This window comes from Streptomyces sp. L-9-10 (assembly GCF_004151105.1).
Lineage (GTDB): Bacteria > Actinomycetota > Actinomycetes > Streptomycetales > Streptomycetaceae > Streptomyces.
In genome coordinates, this window is record NZ_PHRF01000026.1 from 1 (window position 1) to 24,209 (window position 24,209).

A 24,209-nucleotide genomic window follows, 5' to 3' on the forward strand; every position below is an offset into this window, starting at 1 on the left:
ATCGGTCACCAGGTCCACCGCCATCGCCTCGCGGCGCAACCCCGCCACCAGAGCCCGCCCCATCAGCGGCTCGTCCTCCACGACGAGTACGCGCACGTGCTCTCCCTCCCTCACCTCTCCGGTTCGCATCGGGTCGACAGCCGGGGGCCACGACCGGATGGCAGGGCTCACGGCGCCATCTCATCGCATGGGTTGTTTGGCGGGTGTATGCGAAATTCCTTATCCTCACCACATACGACGCCGGAGAGCCCATTGGTCAGACCATGCGTTGCACGGCGACCATCGCCACGTCGTCGGTGGGCCGCGCGCCGACGTATCGCAGCAGGTCGGACCGTATGGCGTCGAGCATCTCCTCCGCGTCACGGTCGGTCCACCGGGCCAGCCGGTCGGCCAGCGGGTAGAAGCGCCCGGCCGCGTCGCGTGCCTCGATGACACCGTCGGTGTAAAGCAGCAGCCGGTCACCGACGGCCAGCTCATAGGTGTCCACGTGCTGCTCGGCGGCGCGGAGATCACCGAGCCCCAGCGGCAGTGCGGATTCCATGGGATCGAGTGGGAGTACCTCGTCCCGGCGGATGAGCAGTGGCGGCGGGTGGCCCCTGTTGGCGATCCGGACCACGTCCTCCTCCTCTGCGAACTCCACGATCACCGCGGTGACGAACCCCTCCAGCGCCCGGCGGCGGGAAACGGAATCCGGTGCTTCGCCGGAGGCGGCCCGCACGTCGACGAGATCGTCGCGCAGGCTGCGGTCGAGGAAGTCGGGCAGCTCCGCCAGCGTGGTGCCGTTCCTGGCCGCCTGCCGGAAGGCCGTCAGCAGATAGACGACCACTTCGACCGCGCCAAGCCCTTTTCCCTGCACGTCACCGACCATGACGCGGACGGAGCGTGGTGTGACGGCGGCCGCGTACACATCGCCGCCGATATTGGCCTCCTCCTCCGCCGCGATGTACACGGAGGAGATCGACAAGCGGCCCAGCCGACGGGGAAGCGGTCGCAGCACCAGGTCCTGCATGACCGTGGCGACCCAGCGCGACTGGGCGAGTTCGCGTTCGCGCCGTTGCCGCAGTGAGGCCGTCACGACGGACGCGACGCTGATCAGCGCCACGGTGGCGAACGAGATGGGGAAGGCCTCGGTGCCCAGGGTGTCGTTGTTCACCGCCGCGACGGCGACACTGAGCAGCGTCAGCAGCACGACGAAGAGGACCTGCCCCGGGGCCAGGAAGGTCGCCGAGAGTGCGGGCACCGCCACCATCAGCCCGCCGATCCGGATATTCGGGTTCGTCAGCAGGTCGAAGCCGAGCAGCCCGGCCAGGCACACGAGCGCCGCCGCCAGCTTCACGTACGGCCGGCGCAAGAGGCGCGACGACGTGGCTGCCCCAGTCGTGCCCATGACCCCAAACTACGTCGCGACGGCCCGCCCCGCCTCCCACGCCGCTGCCTTCTCCGCGCTGCCCGTCCAGGGCGCTTTTCGGACGTTCCCCGGCGAGCCGCCGGGATGCGGCCTGCGCGGGGCACCCGACCCCTATGCTTCTACACGCGTGTAGAAAACACGAGGGGTTGCCCGGGTGTTCCCGGCTGCCCCGCGGGCGACGGGCAGTCGGCCGGAAGGGTGCCGTGCGCCATATCGAGCGGGGCATCGGCCACCGGAGCAGTGCGTCGCCCGGATCATCCATCGTTTCCCTGGGAGGGCCGTCGTGGCTTCGATCGACCTGGACAAGGTGCTGGACAAGGCGTGGACGGACAAGAGTCTGCCGGAGATCCTCGCCGCGCCGGTGGCGGCGCTGAAGGGAGTCTCCGACCGGGACGGCGAACTCCTCCAGGAGGCGTTCGGCGTCAAGACCGTCGCCGATCTGGCCGACTTGAAGTATGCGCGCTGGGCTCAGGCCCTGGCCGCGCTGGACACCTCCGCCAAGTAACCCTGGCCCGTGCCCTGGTGGGCTCCACCCCCTTCGGGGCCCACCGGCGGCGACGGAAGAACCACACGTACACATGAAGGAGTGAACGCCACGATGGTGTTCAAACGGCTGCTCGGCTCGCTCGGCGTGGGCGGGCCCACGGTGGACACGGTCCTCGCTCCGGGCGCGGTACTGCCCGGCGGCGCCCTGAGCGGGCAGGTCCATCTGAAGGGCGGCGACACCGACTTCACGATCGAGCACATCACCCTGGAGCTCGTGGCCCGCGTCGAGGCGGAGCATGACGGCGGGGAGTCCGAGGGCGCGGTTGTCTTCGACCGGTTCAGTGTCGGCGGGAGTTTCCGACTCTCCGCCGGCGAGCTGTACAGCGTGCCCTTCAGCGTGACGCTGCCGTGGGAGACCCCGGTCACCGAACTGCACGGCCAGAGCCTGGGCATCGTCCTCGGGGTGCGCACCGAGCTGGCGGTGGCCGGCGCGAAGGACAAGGGCGACCTCGACCCGCTGGCGGTGCGCCCGCTGCCCGCCCAGGAAGCGATCCTGGAGGCGCTGGGGCAGCTCGGCTTCGGCTTCAGGTCCGCGGACCTGGAGTACGGGCACATCGGCGGCACCGGCCAGCAGCTGCCCTTCTACCAGGAGATCGAACTCGCCCCGGCCCCGCGGTACGCGCACCAGGTCAACGAGATCGAGGTGACCTTCCTGGCGAACCCGGGCGTACTGGAGGTGGTCCTGGAGGCCGACAAGCGCGGCGGCTTCTTCTCCGGGGGCCACGATGCGGTGACCCGCTTCACCGTCAACCACCATGGCGTCGAACAGATCGACTGGCACGCCGAAGTCGACTCCTGGATCCGCCGGCTGGTCGAGCACCACGCCTCCTCCGGCGGCCACGGCTCGTACGGGCACAGCGGCTCGTACGGGCACAGCGGCTCGCACCACGACGGCCACTACGGACACGGCGCCCCCCACGCCGCCCACAGCGGCCACACCCACAAGGACGAGCACGGCCACGGCGAGCACCACCACGACGGCGGCCACCGCTCCGGACCCGGCATGGGTACCGCGATCGCGGCCGGCGCCGCGGGACTCGCCGTCGGCGTGGTCGGCGGCATGGTTGCCGCTGAAGTCATCGACGAGGTGGGCGACTTCTTCGAAGGCGACGACGAGGAAGAGGGGGATGAGGGCTGAGACGTCCTCGCCCCCCCGGATAACTTCTGCATCACCGTAGAAGGAGTGGCGGTCCGGGCCGTTTCCCTTTCGGCCCGGACCGCCTCCGACACGTACGGAGTCCAGACGAAAGCCCCTGGATCCTTCCGCACGGCGGCCCGGCTATATCGGGGTGGCCGCGTGCAGGATGAGGAACAGCGTGACGGCGGAGTTCGCCGAGGACAGTGCCGAGACGGTGGTGCCCGCGGCGGCTCCCCAGGCGGCCAGGCCCACCGTGGTGAAGACCGGCGGCCAGATGCGCCCGGCAGGCGCCGGGCCGAGCAGGGCGGCGACCCGACGCGGCACCGGGCCCGCGGTCGCGAACCCCGCGAGCGTGGCGATCGGCGCGCCCCGGGAGATCAGCGCGGACTTGCCGATCGCCAGTGCCACGGTGCGCCGACTGCCGATGTGGGTGGCCGCTTCCTCGTCCGCCCACCGCTCGGCGCTGTAGGCGACGGCGGTACGCAGCGGCCTCAGGAACGGGTTGGCCCGCGCCGCGAGCTGCACGGTGAGCAGGAACCGGTGGTGACGGCGGGCCAGATGGATGCGCTCGTGGGCGAACAGGGCGCGCCGCTCGCCGGCGTTCAGCCCGGCCAGCATGCCGGTGGTGACCACGATGCGGTCCAGCGTTCCGGGCAGCGCGTAGGCGTACGGCATCTCATCCGGCAGCACCGCCACCTGTGTGGCCGGCAGCCCCGCAAGGGCACGCTCCGCTCGGCGGCGTACGCGCTGATGTCGCCACGCCGCCCGCGCGCACGCGGCGAGCACGGCGATCAGGGCGGGGATGGCGGTCTTGCCCGCGATCTCGTCGTGGGGCACGGCTTCGCGTACCTCCGGGTCCGACCAGGCGTCCGGCAGCGGATTGCCCGGTAGTTGGGCGGTGCCGACCACCACCAGCAGGGCCAGGCACAGGGTGCTGCACACCGCGAGCACCCCGGCGACCCCCGTCAGGAGCCAGGTCGCGGCCCGCGGGTGCAGATGCTGTTCGGCCAGGCGGGCGATCGGCCAGGCCGTCAAGGGCAGGACCAGCGGCAGGAAGACGAAGACCCCCATGGCGTCAGTCTTCCCCCTCCGCGGGTGCCAGGGCCAGCAGGTCGCGCAGCAGTTGTTCGTCGCCCGGCGTCAGGGCGGTCAGGAAGCTGGCCAGGACCGCCTCCCGGTCCGTCTCGGCGTCCAGGACCTTGCGCATCCGCAGCGCCGCCAGCCCGGCCTCGTCGGCGACCGCGGTCCACTCGAACGACCGGCCCGACCGCTTGCGGGCGACCGCGCCCTTGGTGTGCAGCCGGGTCAGGATGGTCATCACCGTGGTGTAGGCGAGGTCGCCGCCCAGGCGTTCCTGGACCCAGGCCGCGGTGACCGCCCCCGGGGCCTGGCGCAGCGCGGCGAGCACCTGCGCCTCCAACTCGCCCTGGCCGCGCCGACGCGGCTGCTGCTCCAGACCGCCCTTGTTCTGGTCCGCCACGTCCGTCTCCCTCCCCGCCCAGGTGCCCCGCACGCCGTCGCAGGGTGGTTCATCGTACTGAGTCGCGGCCCGGCCACCGGTCGGTCCTCCGGCGTGCTCACGGGGTCCGGCAGCACGGCGGGACACGAGCGGCCCGGGGCGTGTTCCGGCCAAGTTTGTTGCGCATTGAACGAATACGGGCCGTGCTCCGTACTCACAAGTGGCCCGGGCCCCACCCGGATCCGGGGCGGGCCGGGCCGGATCCGTCCGTACTCGATGGGAGAACTCGCCGTGACTTCTGCCGCCTCCTGGCGCACCCGTACCGCAGCCGTACTCCTGACAGCGCTGACCGTCGCGGGCTCGGCGGGAACATCCGCTTCGGCGGCTGCCGTACCCGTGGTCACCTGCCCCTCGTCCTCCTGCACGAATCTGGTGACCGGCCTCGGCGAGCCCGTCGACGCCGCGTACGACACAGGCGACAACGCCTACCTCACGTACCAGAACGGCGAACTGCGCACGGTGAATCTGGTGACCGGCGCGCGCTCCACCGTCGCCACGGGCCTGGGCAATCTGCGCGGCATCGCCCTCGACGGCACCGGCAGCGCGTACGTCGGAGACTTCGACGGCAACCTGCGCGTGGTCGATCTGGCCACCGGACAGCAGCGCCTTCTCGCCTCCGGGCTCGGCGCACTGCACGCCATCGCCCACAGCGGCACCACCCTCTACGCCACCGGTGGCAGCGGCAAGCTGTACGAGGTGAAGGAGAGCGGCACTGTGCGTGTCGTCGCGTCCGGCCTCGGCCTGTCCCAGGGCATCGCGATGGACGGACGCGGCGGCGCCTACACCGCCGACATGTTCACCGGCCGGATCCTGCGGACGGACCTCACCACCGGGGCGACGAGAACTGTCGCCACCCAGTTCTACGAGCCCACGTCCATCTCCGTGGCGGCGGACGGCCAGGTCTACTTCGCCGTCGGCAACGAGGTCACGCGTCTCAACCCGGACACGGGCGTGGGCACGCAGGTCGCCAGTGTGCGCGGCCTCAACTTCTTCGCCTTCGAGCTGGACCGGAACGGCAACGCCTACACCACGCAGGTGACCGGCACGGGCTCGCTCTGGAAGATCGCCAACCTGGTCCCGCAGCGCTGATTCCCGCCGCCCGGGCCTGACCGCTGAACCGACCGCACCCGAACCGACCGTACTCGACCGCCGCCGCCCACCGGTGGCCCGCCACAACAGAAGAAAGGACCCCTTCTGACCTACGTTTCCGCAGGTCAGAAGGGGTCCATAAGAGTGGAGCCTAGGGGAGTCGAACCCCTGACATCTGCCATGCAAAGACAGCGCTCTACCAACTGAGCTAAGGCCCCTCGACGGGATGGTACGACCGAGCCGCGCGAGAGCGCTCGTCCATCACCGGGACCAGGGTACCGGGTGTACCGGGTGATCCCGCAAAAGGATTGGGACTCCCCGTGCACGACCACGCTCCGTAAGATGCCCCACGAGGTTCGCAGCAGCGAAGCTGCCGCATTGGGGAAGCGATGGGGAGACGCGCATGGACGCCGCACAGCAGGAATCGACTGCCAGAGCCAGAGAACTTCAGCGGAGCTGGTACGGAGAGCCGTTGGGGGCGCTCTTCCGTCGTCTCATAGATGACCTGGGCCTGAACCAGGCCCGGCTCGCGGCGGTCCTCGGACTCTCCGCGCCGATGCTCTCCCAGCTGATGAGCGGTCAACGCGCGAAGATCGGCAACCCGGCCGTGGTCCAGCGGGTCCAGGCCCTCCAGGATCTGGCGGGGCAGGTGGCCGACGGAAGCGTCAGCGCCGGGGAGGCCACGGACCGGATGGAGGAGATCAAGAAGTCGCAGGGCGGCTCCGTCCTCACCGGTACGAGCCAGACGACGAACAGTTCGGGCGCGCCGACCGTGCGCCGGGTGGTCCGCGAGATCCAGTCCCTGCTGCGCTCGGTCGCGGCGGCCGGCGACATCATCGATGCCGCGGACTCCCTCGCACCGACCCAGCCCGAACTGGCAGAGTTCCTCAGGGTCTACGGCGCCGGGCGCACCGCGGAGGCGGTCGCCCACTACGAGGCGCATCAGAGCTGACGGCGTACGGGACGACGGGGAGCGAGCGCGGCGCATGGGTGAGGTCTTCGCGGGACGGTACGAGCTGATCGACCCGATCGGACGCGGTGGTGTCGGCGCCGTCTGGCGCGCCTGGGACCACCGGCGCCGGCGCTATGTGGCGGCGAAGGTCCTCCAGCAGAGCGACGCGCACACCCTGCTGCGCTTCGTACGGGAGCAGGCGCTCCGGATCGATCACCCGCATGTCCTCGCCCCTGCCAGCTGGGCCGCGGACGACGACAAGGTCCTGTTCACCATGGATCTGGTGAGCGGCGGCTCGCTGGCGCATCTCATCGGCGACTACGGGCCGCTGCCGCCGCGCTTCGTCTGCACCCTGCTCGACCAGTTGCTGGCAGGTCTGGCCGCGGTGCACGCGGAGGGGGTCGTGCACCGCGACATCAAACCGGCCAACGTCCTGCTGGAGGCCACCGGAACGGGCAGGCCGCATCTGCGGCTGTCCGACTTCGGCATCTCCATGCGCAAGGGCGAGCCGCGCCTGACGGAGACCAACTACGTGGTGGGCACGCCCGGTTACTTCGCGCCCGAGCAGATGATGGGCGCCGAGCCGGATTTCCCCGCCGATCTCTTCGCGGTCGGTCTCGTCGCGCTCTATCTGCTCCAGGGTCAGAAGCCGGACGCCAAGGCCCTGGTCGAGCATTTCGCCGCGCACGGCACCCCCGGGGCGCCCCAGGGCATCCCCGAGCCGCTGTGGCAGGTCCTGGCGGGCCTGCTGCAGCCCGACCCGCACGCGAGGTTCCGTACGGCCACGGGCGCCCGCAAGGCGCTGACAACGGCCGCGGAGCTGCTGCCCGAACCCGACATCGACGACGAGATCGTCGAGGTCTTCGACCAGATCGGTCCGCTCCCCTCGGCGTTCGGTCCCGAAGGCCCCGAAGGCCGCGTCGGCCCCGTAAGTCCCGCCGGTCCCGTAAGCCTCGCCGGTCCCGCCACGGATCCCCACACCGGCGGTCACACCGGCGGCCACACCGGCGCTCCGTACACCGACGCCACCGGCGGCCCGTACACCGATCCGCGCGGGGCTCGGCCGCCTGCCGGACCGGCGACGGCCGCGTCATCCGTCACCCCGCCGCCCGTCACGCCCCCACCCGCGCCGTCCCCCACTCCGGCGCCAGGGCCCGCCTCCATGTCGGAGACCGGCAGCTTCCATCTCCCCCCACCGCCCGGCCGGGACCACGTGTCCCAGCAGACCCCGCACCCCCAGCAGGCTCAGCACCCCCCGCAGCCTCAGCCCTCCCCGCAACAGGCCTACGTCCCGCCGTACCCGGCGCAGCACATGCCCCCTCACTACGGCTACGGCACCCCGCCCGACCTCTCCCAGGCGGAGACGGCGGCGGTCCGGCACGAAGAGCAGCCCCACACCCGCCCCTACACCGCTCAGAGCCCGCAGATCCCCTTTCAGCAGCCCGTGCCCGCGGTTCCCCCTCCGCGGACACCGGCCCACCACGGCCCCGGCAAACGCCCGGGACCGCCCCCGAAGGTGACGGTCCCGGTCCTGCTGCTGGCGCTGGCCTGTTTCGCCGTGGGCATCTGGGCCCTCACCCAGATCCGGAACTGAAGGCCCGGACCCTCAGCCGGGTCCCGGTGCCGCGCGCCGCCGCGCGAGCAGCGTCCACACCCCCAGGCCCACCACCAGCACGGTGCCCGTGCCGATCCCGCCCGCCGCGACCAGCGTCATCGTGCCGTTGTCCGCCGCGGCGGTTCGGGTCGTGTCGTCGCCCGTCGCCGCCTGCCGGTCGTCCGGGCCCACGCTGAAGTCGCCGGCGGGCCCCGCGTACGCCGGAGCGCCCTTCGGGTCGCCCGTGACGTCGACCCGCAGCGTCAGCCCGTACGGCCCCGGGCCGAACTCCTGGCCCACCTCCGGGCTGAGGCTGACGCGCAGGTAGTACCAGCCCGCGAACCTCATCTCCTTGTCACCGGTCCGCGAGCCGAAGCGGTTCTCATACGCCACCGGGGGCAGCGCGTCGAGAGCCGTCGTCTTCTGCTTCCCGTTGTACGAGAGCGAGTTGCTGGTGTCGATGAGCCCTCGCGCCGGGTTGTAGAGGGCCATGGAGAACGCGCCGCTCACAAACCCCGACCCCGCCCCCGATCCCGCCGCGCTGCCCAGGTCCGCGCCGGCGAAGATCTGCTGCCCCCAGTCCACCGGCACCCGGTAGAAGAGCGAGGCGCCCGGCTCGATCTCCGCCGTCCACTCGCCCTTCCCCAGCTCCGCCGCGTCGTAGAAGCCCGTACCGCCCGCCCGCGCCCGAGACTCGCCGCCGACCGGGTCCGGCGAGGCGCTGGGCCACCCCGAGGGCGCCTCCGACGGACCGGGGCTCGTGAGCTCCGGCTCCGAGACATGGCGGATCTCCAGCTCCCACGGCTCGGGGGTGGAGGTGTCCTCGCCGGTCCGCTCGATGACGACGTAGTACGGACCTGCCTCCTGGCAGGAGTACGCCCCCTTTTCGACCAGCCGGTAGGCATAGGCCGCGAGCGGCCGGGGGTATTTGCTCGCCGTGCCGAACTGCGCGTCGTTGGAACTGCAGTCGCTGCCCCGGCTGTTCTGCACCGAGATCTTGATCTTGTCTCCGTAGGCGACCGTCGACGCCGCCCCGGGCACGGCGACGGCCGAGACATAGGCGTTCGTCCGCGCGTCGAGGTTCAGCCGGTAGATGAGCGTGCCGCCCGGCTCGATCGAATCGCGGTAAGTGCCGTCGGCGTCAAGCTGTTCGGCCCCGCTCGTGGTCGCCGCTCCGCTGATCCGCTTCGCGCCGGGATCGAAGACGTACGGGCTCGGCTCACCGTCCGCTCTGGCCTGGCCCGGCAGCGCCGCCAGCACGCACACCGCCGCGCCCACCGCCGCCGTCCTGGCCGACGCCGCCCGCCCCCTGCTGCGCTGCCACTTCACGCGCTTCCCCTCGCCCTCTCGGCCCGCCTGGCCCCCGTCCGGTCGGTCCATCCTGCCCCGGGGCTCCCACCGCTGTCTGCGGGGTCCGCACGGTCAGCCGGATCACTCCCGGTCCACCCACCCATTCTTTGCGTAAGCAAGTCAAAGATTCACGTAAGTGAACCCTTCCGGTGGGCGCACGGAGCCGGCCCGCACGAGTCCGGACAGTACCGAGCCGGACCGCACGGAGCCGGGCGACACAGAGCGGGACAGCACCGAGCCCGGACAGCACAGAGCCCCGACCGCTCGGCGGCCGGGGCTCGTATCAGGACTACTGCGTCTCACACACCCGAACCTGCGGGCACGGAGTCGGTCTCCTCCGTCCACAGATCCTGCTCGGCGCGGTCCGCCTGGATCTGGCGGTACACGAGGAGCCCGCCGATGGCGGCCAGTGCGACCAAGAGAAGCTTCTTCACCGCGCGACCTCGTCTTTCCTTGACGTAGGGGACTTCTGGCGCCCGACTATACACACCGACCGATACCGATCGGTGACCTGCCCGCAACGCGAGGCGGGGCCGCCACCCATAGGAAGAATCGCGAAAAGCAATCGGCTCGTACGGAGCGATCCGTACGAGCCGATTGTCGCGGTGGGGCTAACAGGATTTGAACCTGTGGCCTCATCCTTATCAGGGATGCGCTCTAACCAACTGAGCTATAGCCCCGCGCTGCCCCTGAAGATTAGCGCACTTCAGGGCCAGCCCCAAAATCGATACCCGGCCCTCACTCGTCCTCGGCGAGCGTGAGCTCAACACCGCCCACAAAGCCCGCGGACAGGTTGTAGATGAAGGCGCCCAGCGTCGCCAGCGCCGTCGCGAGCACCACGTCGATCACCGCGATGACCGACGTGAAGATGATCACTCGCGGCAGCGACAGGAACGACTGAAGGTCGAAGCCGTTGCTCTCGTTCGAGCCCGTGGCCTCACTGATCGTCCCGCCCACCGTGGAGAAGACGCCCATCGCGTCCATGACCATCCACAGCACGGCGGCCGCGACGATGGTGCACAGACCCAGCGCGATGGAGAGCAGGAAACTGACCTTCATCACCGACCACGGATCGGCCTTCGCCACCCGCAGTCGCGCCTTGCGGGTACGCGGAGTCGTCCGCGCGCCCGTCCGCGGCCGGCGCACCGCGGAAGCGGAGGAAGCCGGCGAAGGACCGGTCCCACCGGAAACGGCAGATGTCACGGGAGCCCCTTGCTGGATCTGCTGTCCGCCCTGACTCGGCCCGCCGCCCTGTGGCGACGGATACGCCTGCGGCGGGTGGTACGGCTGAGCACCCGGCTGCGGCTGCTCGGGGCCGTACGTCTCGTAAGGGGGCTTCTGCCCCCGGGTGTCGGTCACCGTTACCCCCTGGGAGTCCGTGGCAGGGCCACGGGCACCGTTCGCTCCGGAAGCGGCCGATCCGGCGCCCGTGGCTCCACTCACGCTCTACTCCTCGTGCTCCCCGGCCGAGGGCTGAGTGCCCTCGGCGACGACCTCGGCCGTACCAGCCTCTTCGGTCCCCGGGTCATCCGTCCCGTCGACCTCTTCGGCTTCACGTCCCGCCTCGGCGTTGCGCGCGATACCGACGACGGCATCCCGCTTGCCCAGGTTGATCAGTTGGACACCCATCGTGTCACGGCCGGTCTCCCTGACTTCGTTGACTCGCGTGCGAATCACACCGCCGCCGAGAGTGATGGCAAGGATCTCATCCGTTTCCTCCACCACCAACGCACCGACGAGAGAACCCCGATCCTCCACAATCTTGGCGGCCTTGATACCCAGACCGCCACGACCCTGGACGCGATACTCGTCGACGGCGGTCCGCTTCGCGTATCCGCCATCTGTAGCAGTGAAGACGAAAGTACCGGGCCTGACGACATTCATCGAGAGCAGTTCGTCGCCCTCGCGGAAACTCATGCCCTTCACGCCTGAGGTGGCGCGCCCCATAGGCCGCAGCGCGTCGTCCGTCGCCGTGAACCGGATCGACTGCGCCTTCCGGCTGATGAGCAGCAGATCGTCCTCCGCCGACACCAGCTCCGCGCCGATCAGCTCGTCGTCCGCGCCGTCGTCCGTCTCCCGGAGGTTGATCGCGATGACACCGCCCGAGCGGGGTGAGTCGTAGTCCTTGAGCGGGGTCTTCTTCACCAGACCCGCCTTCGTGGCCAGCACCAGATACGGCACGGCCTCGTAGTCACGGATCGCCAGGATCTCGGCGATCTGCTCGTCCGGCTGGAAGGCGAGCAGATTGGCCACATGCTGACCCCGCGCGTCGCGCCCGGCGTCCGGCAGCTCGTAGGCCTTCGCCCGGTAGACCCGGCCCTTGTTCGTGAAGAACAGCAGCCAGTGGTGGGTCGTCGAGACGAAGAAGTGGTCGACGATGTCGTCTTCCTTCAGCTTCGTACCGCGTACGCCCTTGCCGCCCCGCTTCTGCGAGCGGTAGTCGTCCGTCTTCGTCCGCTTCACATAGCCGCCACGCGTGATCGTGACGACGATGTCCTCCTCGGCGATCAGGTCCTCCATGGACATGTCGCCGTCGAAGGGCACCAGCTTCGAACGCCGGTCGTCGCCGAACTTGTCGACGATGACGGCCAGTTCGTCATGGACGATCTGGCGCTGCTTCTCCGGCGAGGCCAGGATCGCGTTGTACTCGTTGATCTTCTGCTGGAGCTCGTCGTGTTCCGCGACGATCTTCTGCCGCTCCAGGGCCGCCAGGCGGCGCAGCTGCATCTCCAGGATCGCGTTCGCCTGGATCTCGTCGATCGTGAGCAGCCCCATCAGGCCCTCACGCGCGATCTCGACCGTGTCACTGCGCCGGATCAGCGCGATGACCTCGTCGATCGCGTCGAGCGCCTTGAGCAGACCGCGCAGGATGTGCGCCCGCTCCTCGGCCTTGCGCAGCCGGAACCTCGTACGCCGGACGATGACCTCGATCTGGTGCGTCACCCAGTGCCGGATGAACGCGTCCAGCGAGAGCGTACGCGGCACGCCGTCCACCAGCGCCAGCATGTTCGCGCTGAAGTTGCTCTGCAGATCGGTGTGCTTGTACAGGTTGTTCAGGACGACCTTGGCGACCGCGTCCCGCTTCAGGACGACGACCAGGCGCTGGCCCGTACGCGAGGACGTCTCGTCGCGGACATCCGCGATGCCGCCGATCTTGCCGTCCTTGACCAGGTCGGCAATCTTCTGAGCGAGATTGTCCGGGTTGGTCTGGTACGGCAGCTCCGTGACCACCAGGCACTGGCGGTTCTGGATCTCCTCGACCTCGACCACCGCGCGCATCGTGATCGAGCCGCGGCCCGTGCGGTAGGCCTCCTCGATGCCCTTGCGCCCCACGACCAGCGCACCGGTCGGGAAGTCCGGGCCCTTGATCCGCTCGATCAGCGCGTCGAGCAGCTCCTCGTGGCTGGCCTCGGGGTGCTCCAGCGCCCACATCGCGCCGGCCGCCACCTCGCGCAGATTGTGCGGCGGGATGTTCGTGGCCATACCGACGGCGATCCCGGCGGAGCCGTTGATCAGCAGATTCGGGAACCGCGCCGGCAGAACCGTCGGCTCCTGGTTACGGCCGTCGTAGTTGTCCGTGAAGTCGACGGTCTCCTCGTCGATGTCCCGGAGCATCTCCATCGACAGCGGCATCATCTTGCACTCGGTGTACCGCATCGCCGCGGCCGGGTCGTTGCCCGGAGAACCGAAGTTGCCGTTGGAGTCCACCAGCGGCATCCGCATCGACCACGGCTGCGCAAGCCGGACCAGCGCGTCATAGATCGAGGAGTCGCCGTGCGGGTGGTACGTACCCATGACGTCACCGACGACGCGGGCGCACTTGTAGAAGCCCTTCTCGGGCCGGTAGCCGCCGTCGTACATCGCGTAGAGCACGCGCCGGTGGACGGGCTTGAGGCCGTCCCGTACGTCCGGCAGCGCGCGCGACACGATGACGGACATCGCGTAGTCGAGATACGAGCGCTGCATCTCCGTTTCGAGCCCGACCGGCTCTACGCGCATCGCGAGACCCTCGACCGTCTCGACGGCCTCCTGCACCACAGGGGTACCAGGGGTGCCGGGCGCGCCGGAGCTCTCGGGGATATCAGGGGTGTCAGGGGTGTTCTCGTCGGCCATTGCTGGTCAGTGTTCCTTTCGGCCTTGTCGAATCCGTCAGCTGAGACCGACTCAGATGTCGAGGAAGCGGACGTCCTTGGCATTGCGCTGGATGAACGACCGCCGCGCCTCGACGTCCTCGCCCATCAGCACCGAGAACAGATCGTCGGCCTGGGCCGCGTCGTCCAGCGTGACCTGGCCGAGCACCCGGTGGTCGATGTCCATCGTGGTGACCCGCAGTTCCTCGGCGTTCATCTCGCCCAGGCCCTTGAAGCGCTGGATCGAGTCCTCGCGGATGCGCTTGCCGTTCTGCTTGCCCAGCTCCACCAGGGCGTCGCGCTCCCGGTCGGAGTAGGCGTACTCGAAGTCGTCCCGGCCCCACTTGATCTTGTAGAGCGGCGGACGCGACAGATAGACGTGCCCGGCCTCGACCAGGGGGCGCATGAAGCGGAAGAGGAACGTCAGCAGCAGGGTGTTGATGTGCTGGCCGTCGACGTCGGCGTCCGCCATCAGGATGATCTTGTGATAGCGGAGCTTCTCGATGTCGAAGTCCTCGTGCACACCGGTGCCGAACGCCGAGATCAGCGCCTGCACCTCGGTGTTCTGGAGGATCTTGTCGATCCGCGCCTTCTCGACGTTCAGGATCTTGCCCCGGATCGGCAGGATCGCCTGGTACATCGGGTTACGGCCCGACTTCGCGGAACCACCGGCGGAGTCACCCTCGACGATGAAGATCTCGCACTTCGACGGGTCGTTCGACTGGCAGTCGCTCAGCTTGCCCGGCAGCGACGCGCTCTCCAGCAGACCCTTGCGCCGGGTGAGGTCCCGCGCCTTACGGGCGGCGACCCGGGCCGTGGCGGCCTGGATCGACTTGCGGATGATGTCCGCCGCCTCGTTCGGGTTGCGGTCGAACCAGTCCGTGAGGTGCTCGTGCACGATCTTCTGGACGAAGGTCTTCGCCTCGGTGTTGCCGAGCTTCGTCTTCGTCTGGCCCTCGAACTGCGGCTCGCCCAGCTTCACCGAGATGATCGCGGTCAGACCCTCGCGGATGTCCTCGCCCGCCAGGTTGTCGTCCTTCTCGCGCAGGAACTTCTTCTCGCGCGCGTAGCGGTTGACCAGACCGGTCATCGCCGCGCGGAAGCCCTCCTCGTGCGTACCGCCCTCATGCGTGTGGATCGTGTTCGCGAACGAGTACACACCCTCGCTGTACTGCGCGTTCCACTGCATCGCGATCTCGACCGAGAGCAGCCGCTCCTTGTCCTCGGCCTCGATGTCGATGACCGTCGGATGGATCAGCTCGCCCTTGCGCGAGTTCAGGTACTTCACGAAGTCGACGATGCCGCCCTCGTAGAAGTACGTGACCGTACGGACGGGCTCCTCGCTCGTGCCCTCCGTCGCGTCCGTGCCCGCGACATCGGCGCCCACGACGGCCTTGGCCGACTCGCGCTCGTCGGTCAGCGTCAGCGTCAGACCCTTGTTGAGGAAGGCCATCTCCTGAAAACGCCGCGACAGCGTCTCGAAGGAGTAGACCGTCGTCTCGAAGATGTCCGGGTCGGCCCAGAACGTCACCGTCGTACCGGAGTCCGAGGTCTCCTCGTTACGGACCAGCGGAGCCGTCGGCACACCGAGCTTGTAGTCCTGCGTCCAGCGGTAGCCGTCGGTCTTGACCTCGACCGAGACCTTCGTCGAGAGCGCGTTGACGACGGAGACGCCCACGCCGTGCAGACCGCCGGAGACGGCGTAACCGCCGCCGCCGAACTTGCCGCCCGCGTGCAGCACCGTCATCACGACCTCGACGGCCGGCTTGTTCTCGGACGGAACGATGCCCACCGGGATACCGCGGCCGTTGTCGACCACGCGCACCCCGCCGTCGGCCAGGATCGTCACGTCGATGGTGTCCGCGTGGCCGGCCAGGGCCTCGTCGACGGAGTTGTCGACGACCTCGTACACCAAGTGATGCAGCCCACGTTCACCGGTGGAGCCGATGTACATACCGGGCCGCTTGCGGACCGCGTCCAAGCCCTCGAGCACGGTGATGGCACTGGCATCGTACGAAGCGGTGACCTCGCCGTTCTCTCCAGTGGCGGTGGACGGAGTCTTCTCATTGGGGTTGCCGGAATCGGCCACGAAGCGCCCTTTCTGGCACAGCACAGGCCGTTCTCCGGCGAGCGGGAGCGGCTGCGTCGTTCGGCTTGTATCGACGGGTCCCGCAAGCAGAGCGGGATTTTCCACCAGTCTACCGGTAGCGCCGACCCGAATGGGGGTTTGCCGGTACCTGAGTCCGCATGTGCCGCCCTGAATGAGCGCCCACCGACTCCCCATATTCGGGAAGGGGCTCCAAGAGGCTCACACCGGCATTGAGCGCTTCGGCCTGTCAACCTCCCACTACGGTGAGGGACACCTCAGTCTCCACAGGCGTCCCACCAGGACATCCCGGAGTCGGAGAGAGGGCCGCGGCAGCCGGACGACCGGCCCGCGGCGGGCCGCGCGAGGGCACGCCCGACCCGCCGCCACGGAGCGGACGGCGGTCGGCAGCCGCGTCCCGTCGAAGCCGAAAGACCTGGTCAGAGCCTTCTTCCAGCTGTCAAGACGGAACCGGCGCCATCAGCCGTACGTGTCACCCGGGCCCTTGCTGCCCGGCGCCCGCAGCCGGCCGAACCGCTGCGGCGGACCACCCGGGCCCAGCACCTTGATCATCCGTACGGTGCCATGCCCCAGGTCCTCGTTCAGCCGCGCCACCAGTCGCGGCGCCAGCAGCCGCAGCTGAGTCGCCCAGGCCGTCGAGTCGCACTGCACCGTCAGCACCCGCTCGTCATTGCCGTCGTCGTACCGCTGCGGCACACAGTGCTTCGCCACGTCCTCGCCGACGATCTGCGGCCACCGGCCCATGACCCCGCCCACGGCGGCCGGCGTCTCCCAGCCCCGCTCCGTGATCAGCCGGTTGATCGCCGCACCCAGCGGCAGCGGATCACGGCCGTCCGCGCGTGCGCCCGAACGCAGCCCGCCGCCACGCCTCGCCTGCTTCTTCTGCTGTACGGCGGCGCCCCGCGCCCGTGCCTGCTCCTTCGCCGCGCGCAGCGCGACCCGCGCCAGATCCACCCCCGACGACTCCGCGGGCGACGGCGCACCCGGCGCTCCGGGACCACCGGAGACTCCGGGGGCAGCGGAGACCGGGCCGGAGCCCGGCAGCTCGGCGGGCCCCCTGGATCCGTCGGCCCCGGACGGCCCGGCCGCGCCGCTCGGCCCGGACGGCCTGCGGGAGGTGCTCATACGCGCTCCACCGCACCGTCGGCCACCGCGAACCGCGCCCCGGCCAGCACCCCCGGCACATCGTCGTCCACGGCCGCCGTCACCAGCACCTGCTCCCCCGGAAGCACCAGCTCCGCGAGCCGCTCCCGCCGCCGCGCGTCCAGCTCCGCGAACACGTCGTCCAGCACCAGCACCGGCTCATTGCCCTCGGCGCGCAGCAGATCGTACGAGGCCAGCCGCAGCGCGAGCGCGAAGGACCAGCACTCGCCGTGGCTGGCGTATCCCTTCGCGGGCAGCCGGCCCAGCTTCAGCACCAGGTCGTCGCGGTGCGGGCCGACCAGCGTCACCCCCCGCTCGATCTCCTGCTTGCGCACCCCCGCCAGGGCCGCCAGCAGATGCGCGTACAGCTCATCGCGCGACGTCACCCCCGGGGCGACGAGCCCGTCGGCGGCCCCGGGCCCGGAAGCGTCATCGCCGGAGGCGCCGGGCGCCCCCGGATCACCGGGATCACCGGGATCACCGGCGGAGGAACGGTACTCCAGCGCCACCGGACCGCCCCCCGGCGCCAGTTGCTCATATGCCTTGTCCGCCAGCGGCTGGAGCGTCGCGATCAGATCGACCCGCTGTGCCAGCAACTCGGCCCCCGCGCGCGCCAGATGCTGGTCCCACACGTCCAGCGTCGACAGATCCATGCCGCGCCCGCCGTGCCGCCGCGCCATCGCCGCCGACTTCAGCAGCGTGTTGCGCTGCCTGAGCACCCGGTCGTAGTCCGACCGCACCCCGGCCATCCGGGGCGAGCGCGCCGTGATCAGCTCGTCGAGGAACCTGCGCCGCTCACCCGGATCGCCCTTCACCAGCGCGAGATCCTCCGGCGCGAACAGCACCGTACGTACGATCCCCAGCACATCACGCGGCCTGACCTGCGAAGACCGGTTGATACGGGCCCTGTTCGCGCGGCCGGGATTCAGCTCCAGCTCCACCAGCTGAGAACGCTCGCCCTGGGTGACCGCGGCCCGGATCACCGCACGGTCCGCGCCCATCCGTACCAGCGGGGCATCCGACGACACCCGGTGACTGCCGAGGGTCGCGAGATAGCCGACCGCCTCGACCAGATTGGTCTTCCCCTGCCCGTTCGCCCCCACGAAGGCGGTGACGCCCGGATCGAGCGGTACCTCGACCCGGGCGTAGGACCGGAAGTCGGCCAGCGACAGATGCGTGACGTGCATGGATGTACGCGGGCCTCCCCGGCTCAGGGCTCTACTTCTTCGGCTTGTTCGTCTCGACCGCGTGGCCGCCGAACTGATTGCGCAGCGCCGAGACCATCTTCATCTGCGGCGAGTCGTCCTGCCGGGACGCGAACCGCGCGAACAGCGACGCGGTGATCGCGGGCAGCGGCACCGCGTGGTTGATGGCCGCCTCGACCGTCCACCGGCCCTCGCCGGAGTCCTCCGCGTAGCCCTTCAGCTGCTCCAGGTGCTCATCCGCGTCCAGGGCGTTGACCGCCAGGTCCAGCAGCCAGGAACGGATGACCGTGCCCTCCTGCCATGAGCGGAAGACCTCACGGACATCGGTGACCGAGTCGACGCTCTCCAGCAGCTCCCAGCCCTCGGCATAGGCCTGCATCATGGCGTACTCGATGCCGTTGTGGACCATCTTGGCGAAATGGCCCGCGCCGACCTTGCCGGCGTGCACGGAACCGAAGTTGCCCTCGGGCTTGAGCGCGTCGAAGACCGGCTCGACCTTCGCCACGTTCTCCGGGGTGCCGCCGTACATCAGCGCGTAGCCGTTGTCCAGGCCCCAGACGCCGCCGGAGACACCGCAGTCGACGAAGCCGATGCCCTTGATGCCCAGCTCGACCGCGTGCTTCTCGTCGTCCGTCCAGCGGGAGTTCCCGCCGTCCACCACCACGTCGCCGGGCGACAGCAGCTCGGCCAGCTCGTCGATCGTGGCCTGCGTCGCGGCACCGGCCGGAACCATCACCCACACCACTCGCGGACCCTTGAGCTTGCTGACCAGCTCCTGGAGGCTGTGGACATCGGCGAGGTCCGGATTGCGGTCATATCCGATGACGGTGTGGCCTGCGCGGCGGATACGCTCGCGCATGTTGCCGCCCATCTTGCCGAGACCGACGAGACCGAGCTCCATCAGGTGTTCCTTAAGCGTTGAGGCGATTCGTACCCGGGTTTGTACCCGGATCCGAGCCTACGCCCGGACCCGGCCACTCACCTGTGGGGTCAGCCGCTCAGGCGTACCGGCATGATCAGGTACTTGTACGCCTCGTCCGCCTCCGCGTCGACGGCCGGGCGACCGCTGAGCAGCGCCGGCTTCGTGGACGTCGTGAAGGAGAGCTGCGCGACCGGCGAGTCGATCGCGCTCAGCCCGTCGAGCAGGAAGGTCGGGTTGAAGGCGATCGAGATGTCATCGCCCTCCAGCTGCGCGTCGACTCGCTCCACAGCCTGTGCGTCATCGCTGGAACCGGCCTCCAGGATCAGCACGCCCTGCTCGAAGCTGAGCCGCACCGGGGTGTTGCGCTCGGCGACCAGCGCCACACGCTTGACGGCCTCCACGAACGGGGCGGTCTCGATCACCGCGACCGAGTTGAACTCCGTCGGGAAGAGCGTGCGGTACTTCGGAAGATCACCTTCGAGCAGCCGGGTGGTCGTACGCCGCCCGGCGCCCTCGAAACCGATGAGCCCCTCGCCGGCGCCCGCCCCGGAGAGCGCCAGCGTGACCGTGTCACCGCTGGTGAGCGCCTTGGCGGTATCCAGCAGCGTCTTGGCGGGCACCAGCGCGACCGCGGACACGTCGGGGGCTTCCGGCTTCCACAGGAACTCACGGACCGCGAAGCGGTAGCGGTCGGTCGAGGCCAGGGTGACCGTGTCGCCCTCGATCTCGATCCGTACACCGGTCAGCACCGGCAGCGTGTCGTCACGGCCCGCGGCGATGGCGACCTGGGAGGCGGCCGAGGCGAAGACCTCGCCGGGGACGGTGCCCGTCGCGGTCGGCATCTGCGGCAGCGCCGGGTACTCGTCCACCGGGAGGGTGTGGAGCGTGAAGCGGGAGGAGCCGCAGACCACGGTCGCCCGTACACCGTCTGTGGAAATCTCCACCGGCCGGTTCGGCAGCGCGCGGCAGATGTCGGCGAGGAGCCGGCCGGAGACGAGGACGGTGCCGTCCTCCTCGACCTCGGCGTCCACCGAGACCCGTGCCGAGACCTCGTAGTCGAAGCTGGAGAAGCTGAGAGCGCCGTCCTCGGCCTTCAGCAGAAGGCCCGCGAGTACGGGCGCCGGCGGACGGGCCGGAAGGCTACGGGCCACCCAGGCCACCGCCTCCGCGAGTACATCGCGCTCCACCCGGATCTTCACCGGAACCGCCTCCTGCTGTTGCTGGCTCGCCCTGCTGGCCTTCGTCGTCGGCTGTGATGCCGGGGACCAGTCTGACGTACGGCGCCGACAGTCGGTGCGGCTGTGGGTCAAGTCGGAGCGGCGGGTGTCGGAGGCTCCGGGGCCGAGTTGTGCACAGGGCCTTCTTCGAAGCGGATTCCCCGTTAACTCTGAGTGGGAGTAGTAGTAGGGCCTGTGGAAACCGTGGATAACGTCATCCGCGCAGGTCAGACCCGTTTTTTTGTCCACCGACCCTGTGGGCGCCGTCCGTGGACAACCCGGTCGTTCTGTGGACGGGCGAAAGTTCTGCACAACCGATGCACAGGGCACAGGGACTTCTCCCCAGCCACGTCCCCAGCTTTACCCACGTTCCCCACAGCCCAATCGACCTCCTTGGTGTGATGCCTTTCACTCGACTCAGCGATCCCGGGCGTTTCGTTGCCGAACAGTGGACAGGGGTGTGGAGAAGCTGTGGGAAAGAGAGGCCTGCCTGTGGGCCGCCAGTGGACAACAGCGACGGCGCCCTGTGGAAGAATTTTCCGTCCACAGTCTGTGGAGCAGCGTCGACCACAAATCCACAGGGCCCTGACCTGGGCTGATCCACTTCCGCTCGGTGCGCCTGTGGATGCGATCTGGACAACTTCCCGGTCCCCAGGCTGTGGACGGAAGATCGCGAGCCGATCTGTGGAGAAGACCCCTCCACCCCCAGGTATTCGAACAGCCAGGGCCGGGCGGCGACACGCGGACCCCGGCCGCCCCGGGGTCCGTACAGCGCGAAAAGGCGCTCAGGGACCGTCGTGGACGATGTCCCTGAGCGCCTCGGCAGCGGGCGGAGAGCCGGCTGTCAGCCGTTCTTGATGCGGTTGGTGAGCTCCGTGACCTGGTTGTAGATCGAGCGCCGCTCGGCCATCAGCGCGCGGATCTTCCGGTCCGCGTGCATCACGGTCGTATGGTCCCTGCCGCCGAACTGCGCGCCGATCTTGGGCAGGGAGAGATCGGTCAGCTCACGGCAGAGGTACATCGCGATCTGCCGGGCGGTCACCAGCACCCGGCTCCTGGACGAGCCGCAGAGGTCCTCCACCGTCAGCCCGAAGTAGTCGGCGGTCGCCGCCATGATGGCGCTCGCGGTGATCTCCGGGGCCGAGTCCTCCCCGCCCGGGATCAGATCCTTGAGGACGATCTCGGTGAGCCCGAGGTCCACCGGCTGCCGGTTGAGCGAGGCGAACGCCGTCACCCGGATCAGCGCGCCCTCCAGTTCGCGGATGTTCCGCGAGATCCGGGAGGCGATGAACTCCAGTACCTCGGGCGGGGCGTTGAGCTGCTCCTGCACCGCCTTCTTACGGAGGATCGCGATACGCGTCTCCAGCTCCGGCGGCTGGACGTCGGTCGTCAGGCCCCACTCGAAGCGGTTGCGGAGCCGGTCCTCCAGAGTGATCAGCTGCTTGGGCGGCCGGTCCGAGGAGAGCACGATCTGCTTGTTGGCGTTGTGGAGCGTGTTGAAGGTGTGGAAGAACTCCTCCTGCGTCGACTCCTTGCTCGCCAGGAACTGGATGTCGTCGACCAGCAGGATGTCGACATCCCGGTACCGCTTGCGGAAGGTGTCGCCCTTGCCGTCGCGGATCGAGTTGATGAACTCGTTCGTGAACTCCTCGGAGCTCACATACCGCACGCGCGTGCCGGGGTAGAGGCTGCGCGCGTAGTGCCCGATGGCGTGGAGCAGATGCGTCTTGCCGAGCCCGGACTCCCCGTAGATGAAGAGCGGGTTGTACGCCTTCGCCGGGGCCTCGGCGACCGCGACCGCGGCCGCGTGCGCGAACCGGTTGGACGCCCCGATGACGAACGTGTCGAAGAGGTACTTGGGATTCAGCCGGGCGTGCGGCTCTCCCGGACCGGGCGCCGGGGCGGGCTGGGCGCCCAGCGGCCCCAGCGGTCCGCCGCGCGGACCCCCGCGGCCGACATTGGGCCCGCCGCCGTGGCGCGGTGACGGCGGCTCCTGGAGATCGTGCCGTTCGGGACGCTGCTCGTACGGAGAGTGCTCGGGCCCCTGCGGCTGCCGGTAGTCGTGCTGCGGCTGCTGCTGATGAGCGGTGGCGTACGGATCACGGTCCTGGTAGCCGCCCAGCCGGGGCTGCTGCCAGGACAGGTCCTCCTGGGTCCGCGGCCAGGCGCCGGGGTCGGGGCGCTGCTGCTGATAGTCCGGGTACGCGGGCCGTACCGACGGCATGCCGTCGTCCGACGGGCGGTGCCCGTAGCCGTCGTATGTATCGCCCTGCCGCTGTTCGTCATGGGACGGCCCCTGGTAACGGTGCTGCTGGGGCACGGGCGGGGCCGGCGGCGTGGGCTCGGCGGCCGAGTCGTCCACGGTGATGGCGATCCGGATGGGCCGGCCGCACTCATGGCTCAGCGTCTCGCTGATGAGAGGGGCGAGCCGGCCCTCCAGGACCCTCTTGCCCCATTCATTGGGGACGGCGAGCAGTGCGGTGTCGGCGACCAGTGCGAGAGGCTGACAGCGTTCGATCCACTGTTTGTCCTTGGGCTCGACGCCCTGCTGGCCCTCCCTGAGGAGCTGCTCCAGCACTCGTGGCCACACTGCGGCAAGATCGGCAGGTACATCAGCCACAAGGCACGCTCTCTCGCAGGTCCTGGTCCCACGAATGTGTGGTTCTCGGGACGGGATGGGAAGACCGGCAGGAAATGAAGCCGGAGTTCAGCCACGGTAGTCAGGGCGACCCGCGCGGTTCAAGTTGTTGTCCACAGCCTGTGCACAATGGAACCCGGCCTGGAACTGGTTTGACCGGATGGCGTAGCCGCGCGTACCGTGACCAGGTCGAGTTGTCGATGGCTGCTGCCGCCTGCCTCCGATGGGCAAAGATCACGATCTGTGGTTATGAAGCGGTGCACTCGAGCGTGATCGCGAGCTTCTCAGGTTCTCGTGGGCGCACGGTGACAGCCAGGCGATGTCCCGCCGTCCACACATCATTTTCTGGAGCCCCCGAGTGAGCAAGCGCACCTTCCAGCCGAACAACCGTCGTCGCGCCAAGACCCACGGGTTCCGGCTGCGGATGCGTACCCGTGCCGGCCGCGCGATTCTCGCGACCCGCCGTGGCAAGGGTCGCGCCCGTCTGTCGGCCTGATCGCCTGATCGCCAACAGGTCATGACGTGCTGCCTACCGAGAATCGGCTGAGGCGGCGCGAGGACTTCGCGACCGCGGTACGCCGGGGACGCCGGGCCGGACGCCCGCTTCTCGTCGTCCATCTACGTAGCGGTGCAACGGACCCGCACGCGCCTGGGGAGAGCGCCTCCCCGACGCGTGCGGGTTTCGTCGTGAGCAAGGCCGTGGGTGGAGCCGTCGTCCGTAACCAGGTGAAGCGGCGACTGCGTCATCTGATACGCGAACGACTGTCCGAGCTGCCCCCCGGTAGCCTGGTTGTCGTACGGGCGCTGCCCGGAGCAGGCGACGCCGAATACGCACACCTGGCCCGAGACCTGGACGCCGCCTTTCAGCGGCTGCTGGGAGGGGGCACACGATGAAATACCCGCTGCTGGCTCTGATCAAGCTGTACCAGTGGACGATCAGCCCGCTCCTCGGGCCCGTCTGCCGGTACTACCCGTCGTGCTCGCACTACGGATACACGGCCATCGACCGGCATGGCGCGGTGAAGGGCACGGCGCTGACCGCCTGGCGCATTCTGCGGTGCAATCCGTGGTCGCCGGGTGGTGTGGACCATGTCCCGCCGCGCAAACGCCCGCGTTGGCATGAATCGCTGCGCAATGCCTGGCGTGGCGATAAGGGCGGACACTCCGCCGCTGGCGTGCCCTCCGGGGGATCGGCCCCCGACGCCCCGAGTCCGGCCGCAGAGACCTCGCCCAAAGCTCAAGGAGCCTGAT

21 protein-coding genes, 2 tRNA genes and 1 pseudogene are annotated in these 24,209 nt (G+C 69.4%); 8 read left to right on the forward strand and 16 right to left on the reverse strand.

Annotated features, from left to right (window positions below):
- Positions 1-96: pseudogene (locus CU044_RS05265) on the reverse strand (response regulator transcription factor); the annotation flags it as partial.
- 160 nt (positions 97-256) lie between these two features.
- Complete coding sequence (locus CU044_RS05270; RefSeq protein WP_129767271.1) at positions 257-1,387, reverse strand: PP2C family protein-serine/threonine phosphatase; 1,131 nt, start codon at positions 1,385-1,387, stop codon at positions 257-259.
- 304 nt (positions 1,388-1,691) lie between these two features.
- Between CU044_RS05270 and CU044_RS05275 the strand changes: the two genes are divergently transcribed.
- Positions 1,692-1,913 (forward strand): hypothetical protein, encoded by a 222-nt coding sequence (locus tag CU044_RS05275; protein ID WP_129767272.1) that lies wholly within the window; start codon positions 1,692-1,694, stop codon positions 1,911-1,913.
- A 93-nt stretch (positions 1,914-2,006) separates the two neighbouring features.
- Entirely contained in the window at positions 2,007-3,092 is a 1,086-nt protein-coding gene (locus CU044_RS05280; protein ID WP_165371801.1) for a sporulation protein, read from the forward strand.
- Between the two features lie 141 nt (positions 3,093-3,233).
- Here CU044_RS05280 and CU044_RS05285 read toward each other — a convergent pair whose 3' ends face one another.
- A complete protein-coding gene (locus CU044_RS05285) occupies positions 3,234-4,163 on the reverse strand; it encodes a M56 family metallopeptidase (RefSeq protein ID WP_129767274.1) in 930 nt (309 codons plus the stop codon).
- Between the two features lie 4 nt (positions 4,164-4,167).
- Positions 4,168-4,572: a BlaI/MecI/CopY family transcriptional regulator gene (locus CU044_RS38380; RefSeq protein WP_165371789.1), complete on the reverse strand. Its 405-nt coding sequence runs from the start codon at positions 4,570-4,572 to the stop codon at positions 4,168-4,170.
- A gap of 270 nt (positions 4,573-4,842) precedes the next feature.
- On the opposite strand from CU044_RS38380, the gene CU044_RS38385 reads away from it, so the two are divergent.
- Complete coding sequence (locus tag CU044_RS38385; protein WP_165371790.1) at positions 4,843-5,700, forward strand: hypothetical protein; 858 nt, start codon at positions 4,843-4,845, stop codon at positions 5,698-5,700.
- A gap of 145 nt (positions 5,701-5,845) precedes the next feature.
- Here the strand turns inward: CU044_RS38385 and CU044_RS05295 are convergent.
- A tRNA-Ala gene (locus tag CU044_RS05295) sits at positions 5,846-5,918 on the reverse strand.
- Positions 5,919-6,103: 185 nt separating this feature from the next.
- Between CU044_RS05295 and CU044_RS05300 the strand changes: the two genes are divergently transcribed.
- Positions 6,104-6,652 (forward strand): transcriptional regulator, encoded by a 549-nt coding sequence (locus tag CU044_RS05300; protein WP_030354386.1) that lies wholly within the window; start codon positions 6,104-6,106, stop codon positions 6,650-6,652.
- Positions 6,653-6,686: 34 nt separating this feature from the next.
- Positions 6,687-8,246: a serine/threonine-protein kinase gene (locus CU044_RS05305; protein ID WP_129767276.1), complete on the forward strand. Its 1,560-nt coding sequence runs from the start codon at positions 6,687-6,689 to the stop codon at positions 8,244-8,246.
- 12 nt (positions 8,247-8,258) lie between these two features.
- On the opposite strand, the gene CU044_RS05310 is transcribed toward CU044_RS05305, so the two are convergent.
- The 11 genes from CU044_RS05310 to dnaA form a co-directional block, all read right to left on the reverse strand.
- Positions 8,259-9,575, reverse strand: coding sequence for a hypothetical protein (locus CU044_RS05310; protein WP_129767277.1), 1,317 nt, complete (start codon positions 9,573-9,575; stop codon positions 8,259-8,261).
- A gap of 320 nt (positions 9,576-9,895) precedes the next feature.
- Positions 9,896-10,030: a DLW-39 family protein gene (locus tag CU044_RS39345; RefSeq protein ID WP_211266759.1), complete on the reverse strand. Its 135-nt coding sequence runs from the start codon at positions 10,028-10,030 to the stop codon at positions 9,896-9,898.
- Positions 10,031-10,202: 172 nt separating this feature from the next.
- Positions 10,203-10,276, reverse strand: a tRNA-Ile gene (locus CU044_RS05320).
- Positions 10,277-10,334: 58 nt separating this feature from the next.
- Complete coding sequence (locus CU044_RS05325; RefSeq protein ID WP_129767279.1) at positions 10,335-10,955, reverse strand: DUF3566 domain-containing protein; 621 nt, start codon at positions 10,953-10,955, stop codon at positions 10,335-10,337.
- 87 nt (positions 10,956-11,042) lie between these two features.
- Positions 11,043-13,709 (reverse strand): DNA gyrase subunit A, encoded by a 2,667-nt coding sequence (gene gyrA, locus CU044_RS05330; protein ID WP_129767280.1) that lies wholly within the window; start codon positions 13,707-13,709, stop codon positions 11,043-11,045.
- Positions 13,710-13,760: 51 nt separating this feature from the next.
- Complete coding sequence (gene gyrB / locus CU044_RS05335; RefSeq protein ID WP_129767281.1) at positions 13,761-15,839, reverse strand: DNA topoisomerase (ATP-hydrolyzing) subunit B; 2,079 nt, start codon at positions 15,837-15,839, stop codon at positions 13,761-13,763.
- Between the two features lie 453 nt (positions 15,840-16,292).
- Positions 16,293-16,958 (reverse strand): DciA family protein, encoded by a 666-nt coding sequence (locus CU044_RS05340; RefSeq protein ID WP_240045367.1) that lies wholly within the window; start codon positions 16,956-16,958, stop codon positions 16,293-16,295.
- Positions 16,955-18,163 carry a DNA replication/repair protein RecF gene (gene recF / locus CU044_RS05345; RefSeq protein ID WP_129767282.1) on the reverse strand — a complete coding sequence of 403 codons (1,209 nt, stop codon included), beginning with the start codon at positions 18,161-18,163 and terminating at the stop codon, positions 16,955-16,957. The genes CU044_RS05340 and recF overlap by 4 nt, the downstream gene beginning before the upstream one ends.
- Before the next feature lie 31 nt (positions 18,164-18,194).
- Positions 18,195-19,082 carry a phosphogluconate dehydrogenase (NAD(+)-dependent, decarboxylating) gene (gene gnd / locus CU044_RS05350; protein WP_129767283.1) on the reverse strand — a complete coding sequence of 296 codons (888 nt, stop codon included), beginning with the start codon at positions 19,080-19,082 and terminating at the stop codon, positions 18,195-18,197.
- A gap of 89 nt (positions 19,083-19,171) precedes the next feature.
- Positions 19,172-20,302, reverse strand: a complete 1,131-nt coding sequence (gene dnaN, locus CU044_RS05355) for a DNA polymerase III subunit beta (protein WP_030354377.1) — start codon at positions 20,300-20,302, stop codon at positions 19,172-19,174.
- A gap of 862 nt (positions 20,303-21,164) precedes the next feature.
- On the reverse strand, positions 21,165-22,940 hold the full coding sequence (gene dnaA, locus CU044_RS05365) for a chromosomal replication initiator protein DnaA (RefSeq protein ID WP_193563883.1): 1,776 nt from the start codon (positions 22,938-22,940) through the stop codon (positions 21,165-21,167).
- A gap of 376 nt (positions 22,941-23,316) precedes the next feature.
- On the opposite strand from dnaA, the gene rpmH reads away from it, so the two are divergent.
- From rpmH to yidD, 3 genes are read left to right on the forward strand one after another with little or no spacing between them, the layout of a single operon-like run.
- A complete protein-coding gene (rpmH, locus tag CU044_RS05370; RefSeq protein WP_030354375.1) occupies positions 23,317-23,454 on the forward strand; it encodes a 50S ribosomal protein L34 in 138 nt (45 codons plus the stop codon).
- A 26-nt stretch (positions 23,455-23,480) separates the two neighbouring features.
- Positions 23,481-23,852: a ribonuclease P protein component gene (rnpA, locus tag CU044_RS05375; RefSeq protein WP_129767285.1), complete on the forward strand. Its 372-nt coding sequence runs from the start codon at positions 23,481-23,483 to the stop codon at positions 23,850-23,852.
- Complete coding sequence (gene yidD, locus CU044_RS05380) at positions 23,849-24,208, forward strand: membrane protein insertion efficiency factor YidD (RefSeq protein WP_129767286.1); 360 nt, start codon at positions 23,849-23,851, stop codon at positions 24,206-24,208. Before rnpA ends, yidD begins: the two co-directional genes overlap by 4 nt.
- The last annotated feature ends 1 nt before the right edge of the window (position 24,209 follow it).

Coding starts and splice junctions, on each gene's coding strand:
- CU044_RS05285 (WP_129767274.1), bottom strand. CDS start 4,163: ATGGGGGTCTTCGTCTTCCTGCCGCTGGTCCTGCCCTTGACGGCCTGG.
- CU044_RS05305 (WP_129767276.1), top strand. CDS start 6,687: ATGGGTGAGGTCTTCGCGGGACGGTACGAGCTGATCGACCCGATCGGA.
- CU044_RS05270 (WP_129767271.1), bottom strand. CDS start 1,387: ATGGGCACGACTGGGGCAGCCACGTCGTCGCGCCTCTTGCGCCGGCCG.
- CU044_RS05340 (WP_240045367.1), bottom strand. CDS start 16,958: ATGAGCACCTCCCGCAGGCCGTCCGGGCCGAGCGGCGCGGCCGGGCCG.
- recF (WP_129767282.1), bottom strand. CDS start 18,163: ATGCACGTCACGCATCTGTCGCTGGCCGACTTCCGGTCCTACGCCCGG.
- yidD (WP_129767286.1), top strand. CDS start 23,849: ATGAAATACCCGCTGCTGGCTCTGATCAAGCTGTACCAGTGGACGATC.
- CU044_RS05300 (WP_030354386.1), top strand. CDS start 6,104: ATGGACGCCGCACAGCAGGAATCGACTGCCAGAGCCAGAGAACTTCAG.
- gyrA (WP_129767280.1), bottom strand. CDS start 13,709: ATGGCCGACGAGAACACCCCTGACACCCCTGATATCCCCGAGAGCTCC.
- CU044_RS05280 (WP_165371801.1), top strand. CDS start 2,007: ATGGTGTTCAAACGGCTGCTCGGCTCGCTCGGCGTGGGCGGGCCCACG.
- gnd (WP_129767283.1), bottom strand. CDS start 19,082: ATGGAGCTCGGTCTCGTCGGTCTCGGCAAGATGGGCGGCAACATGCGC.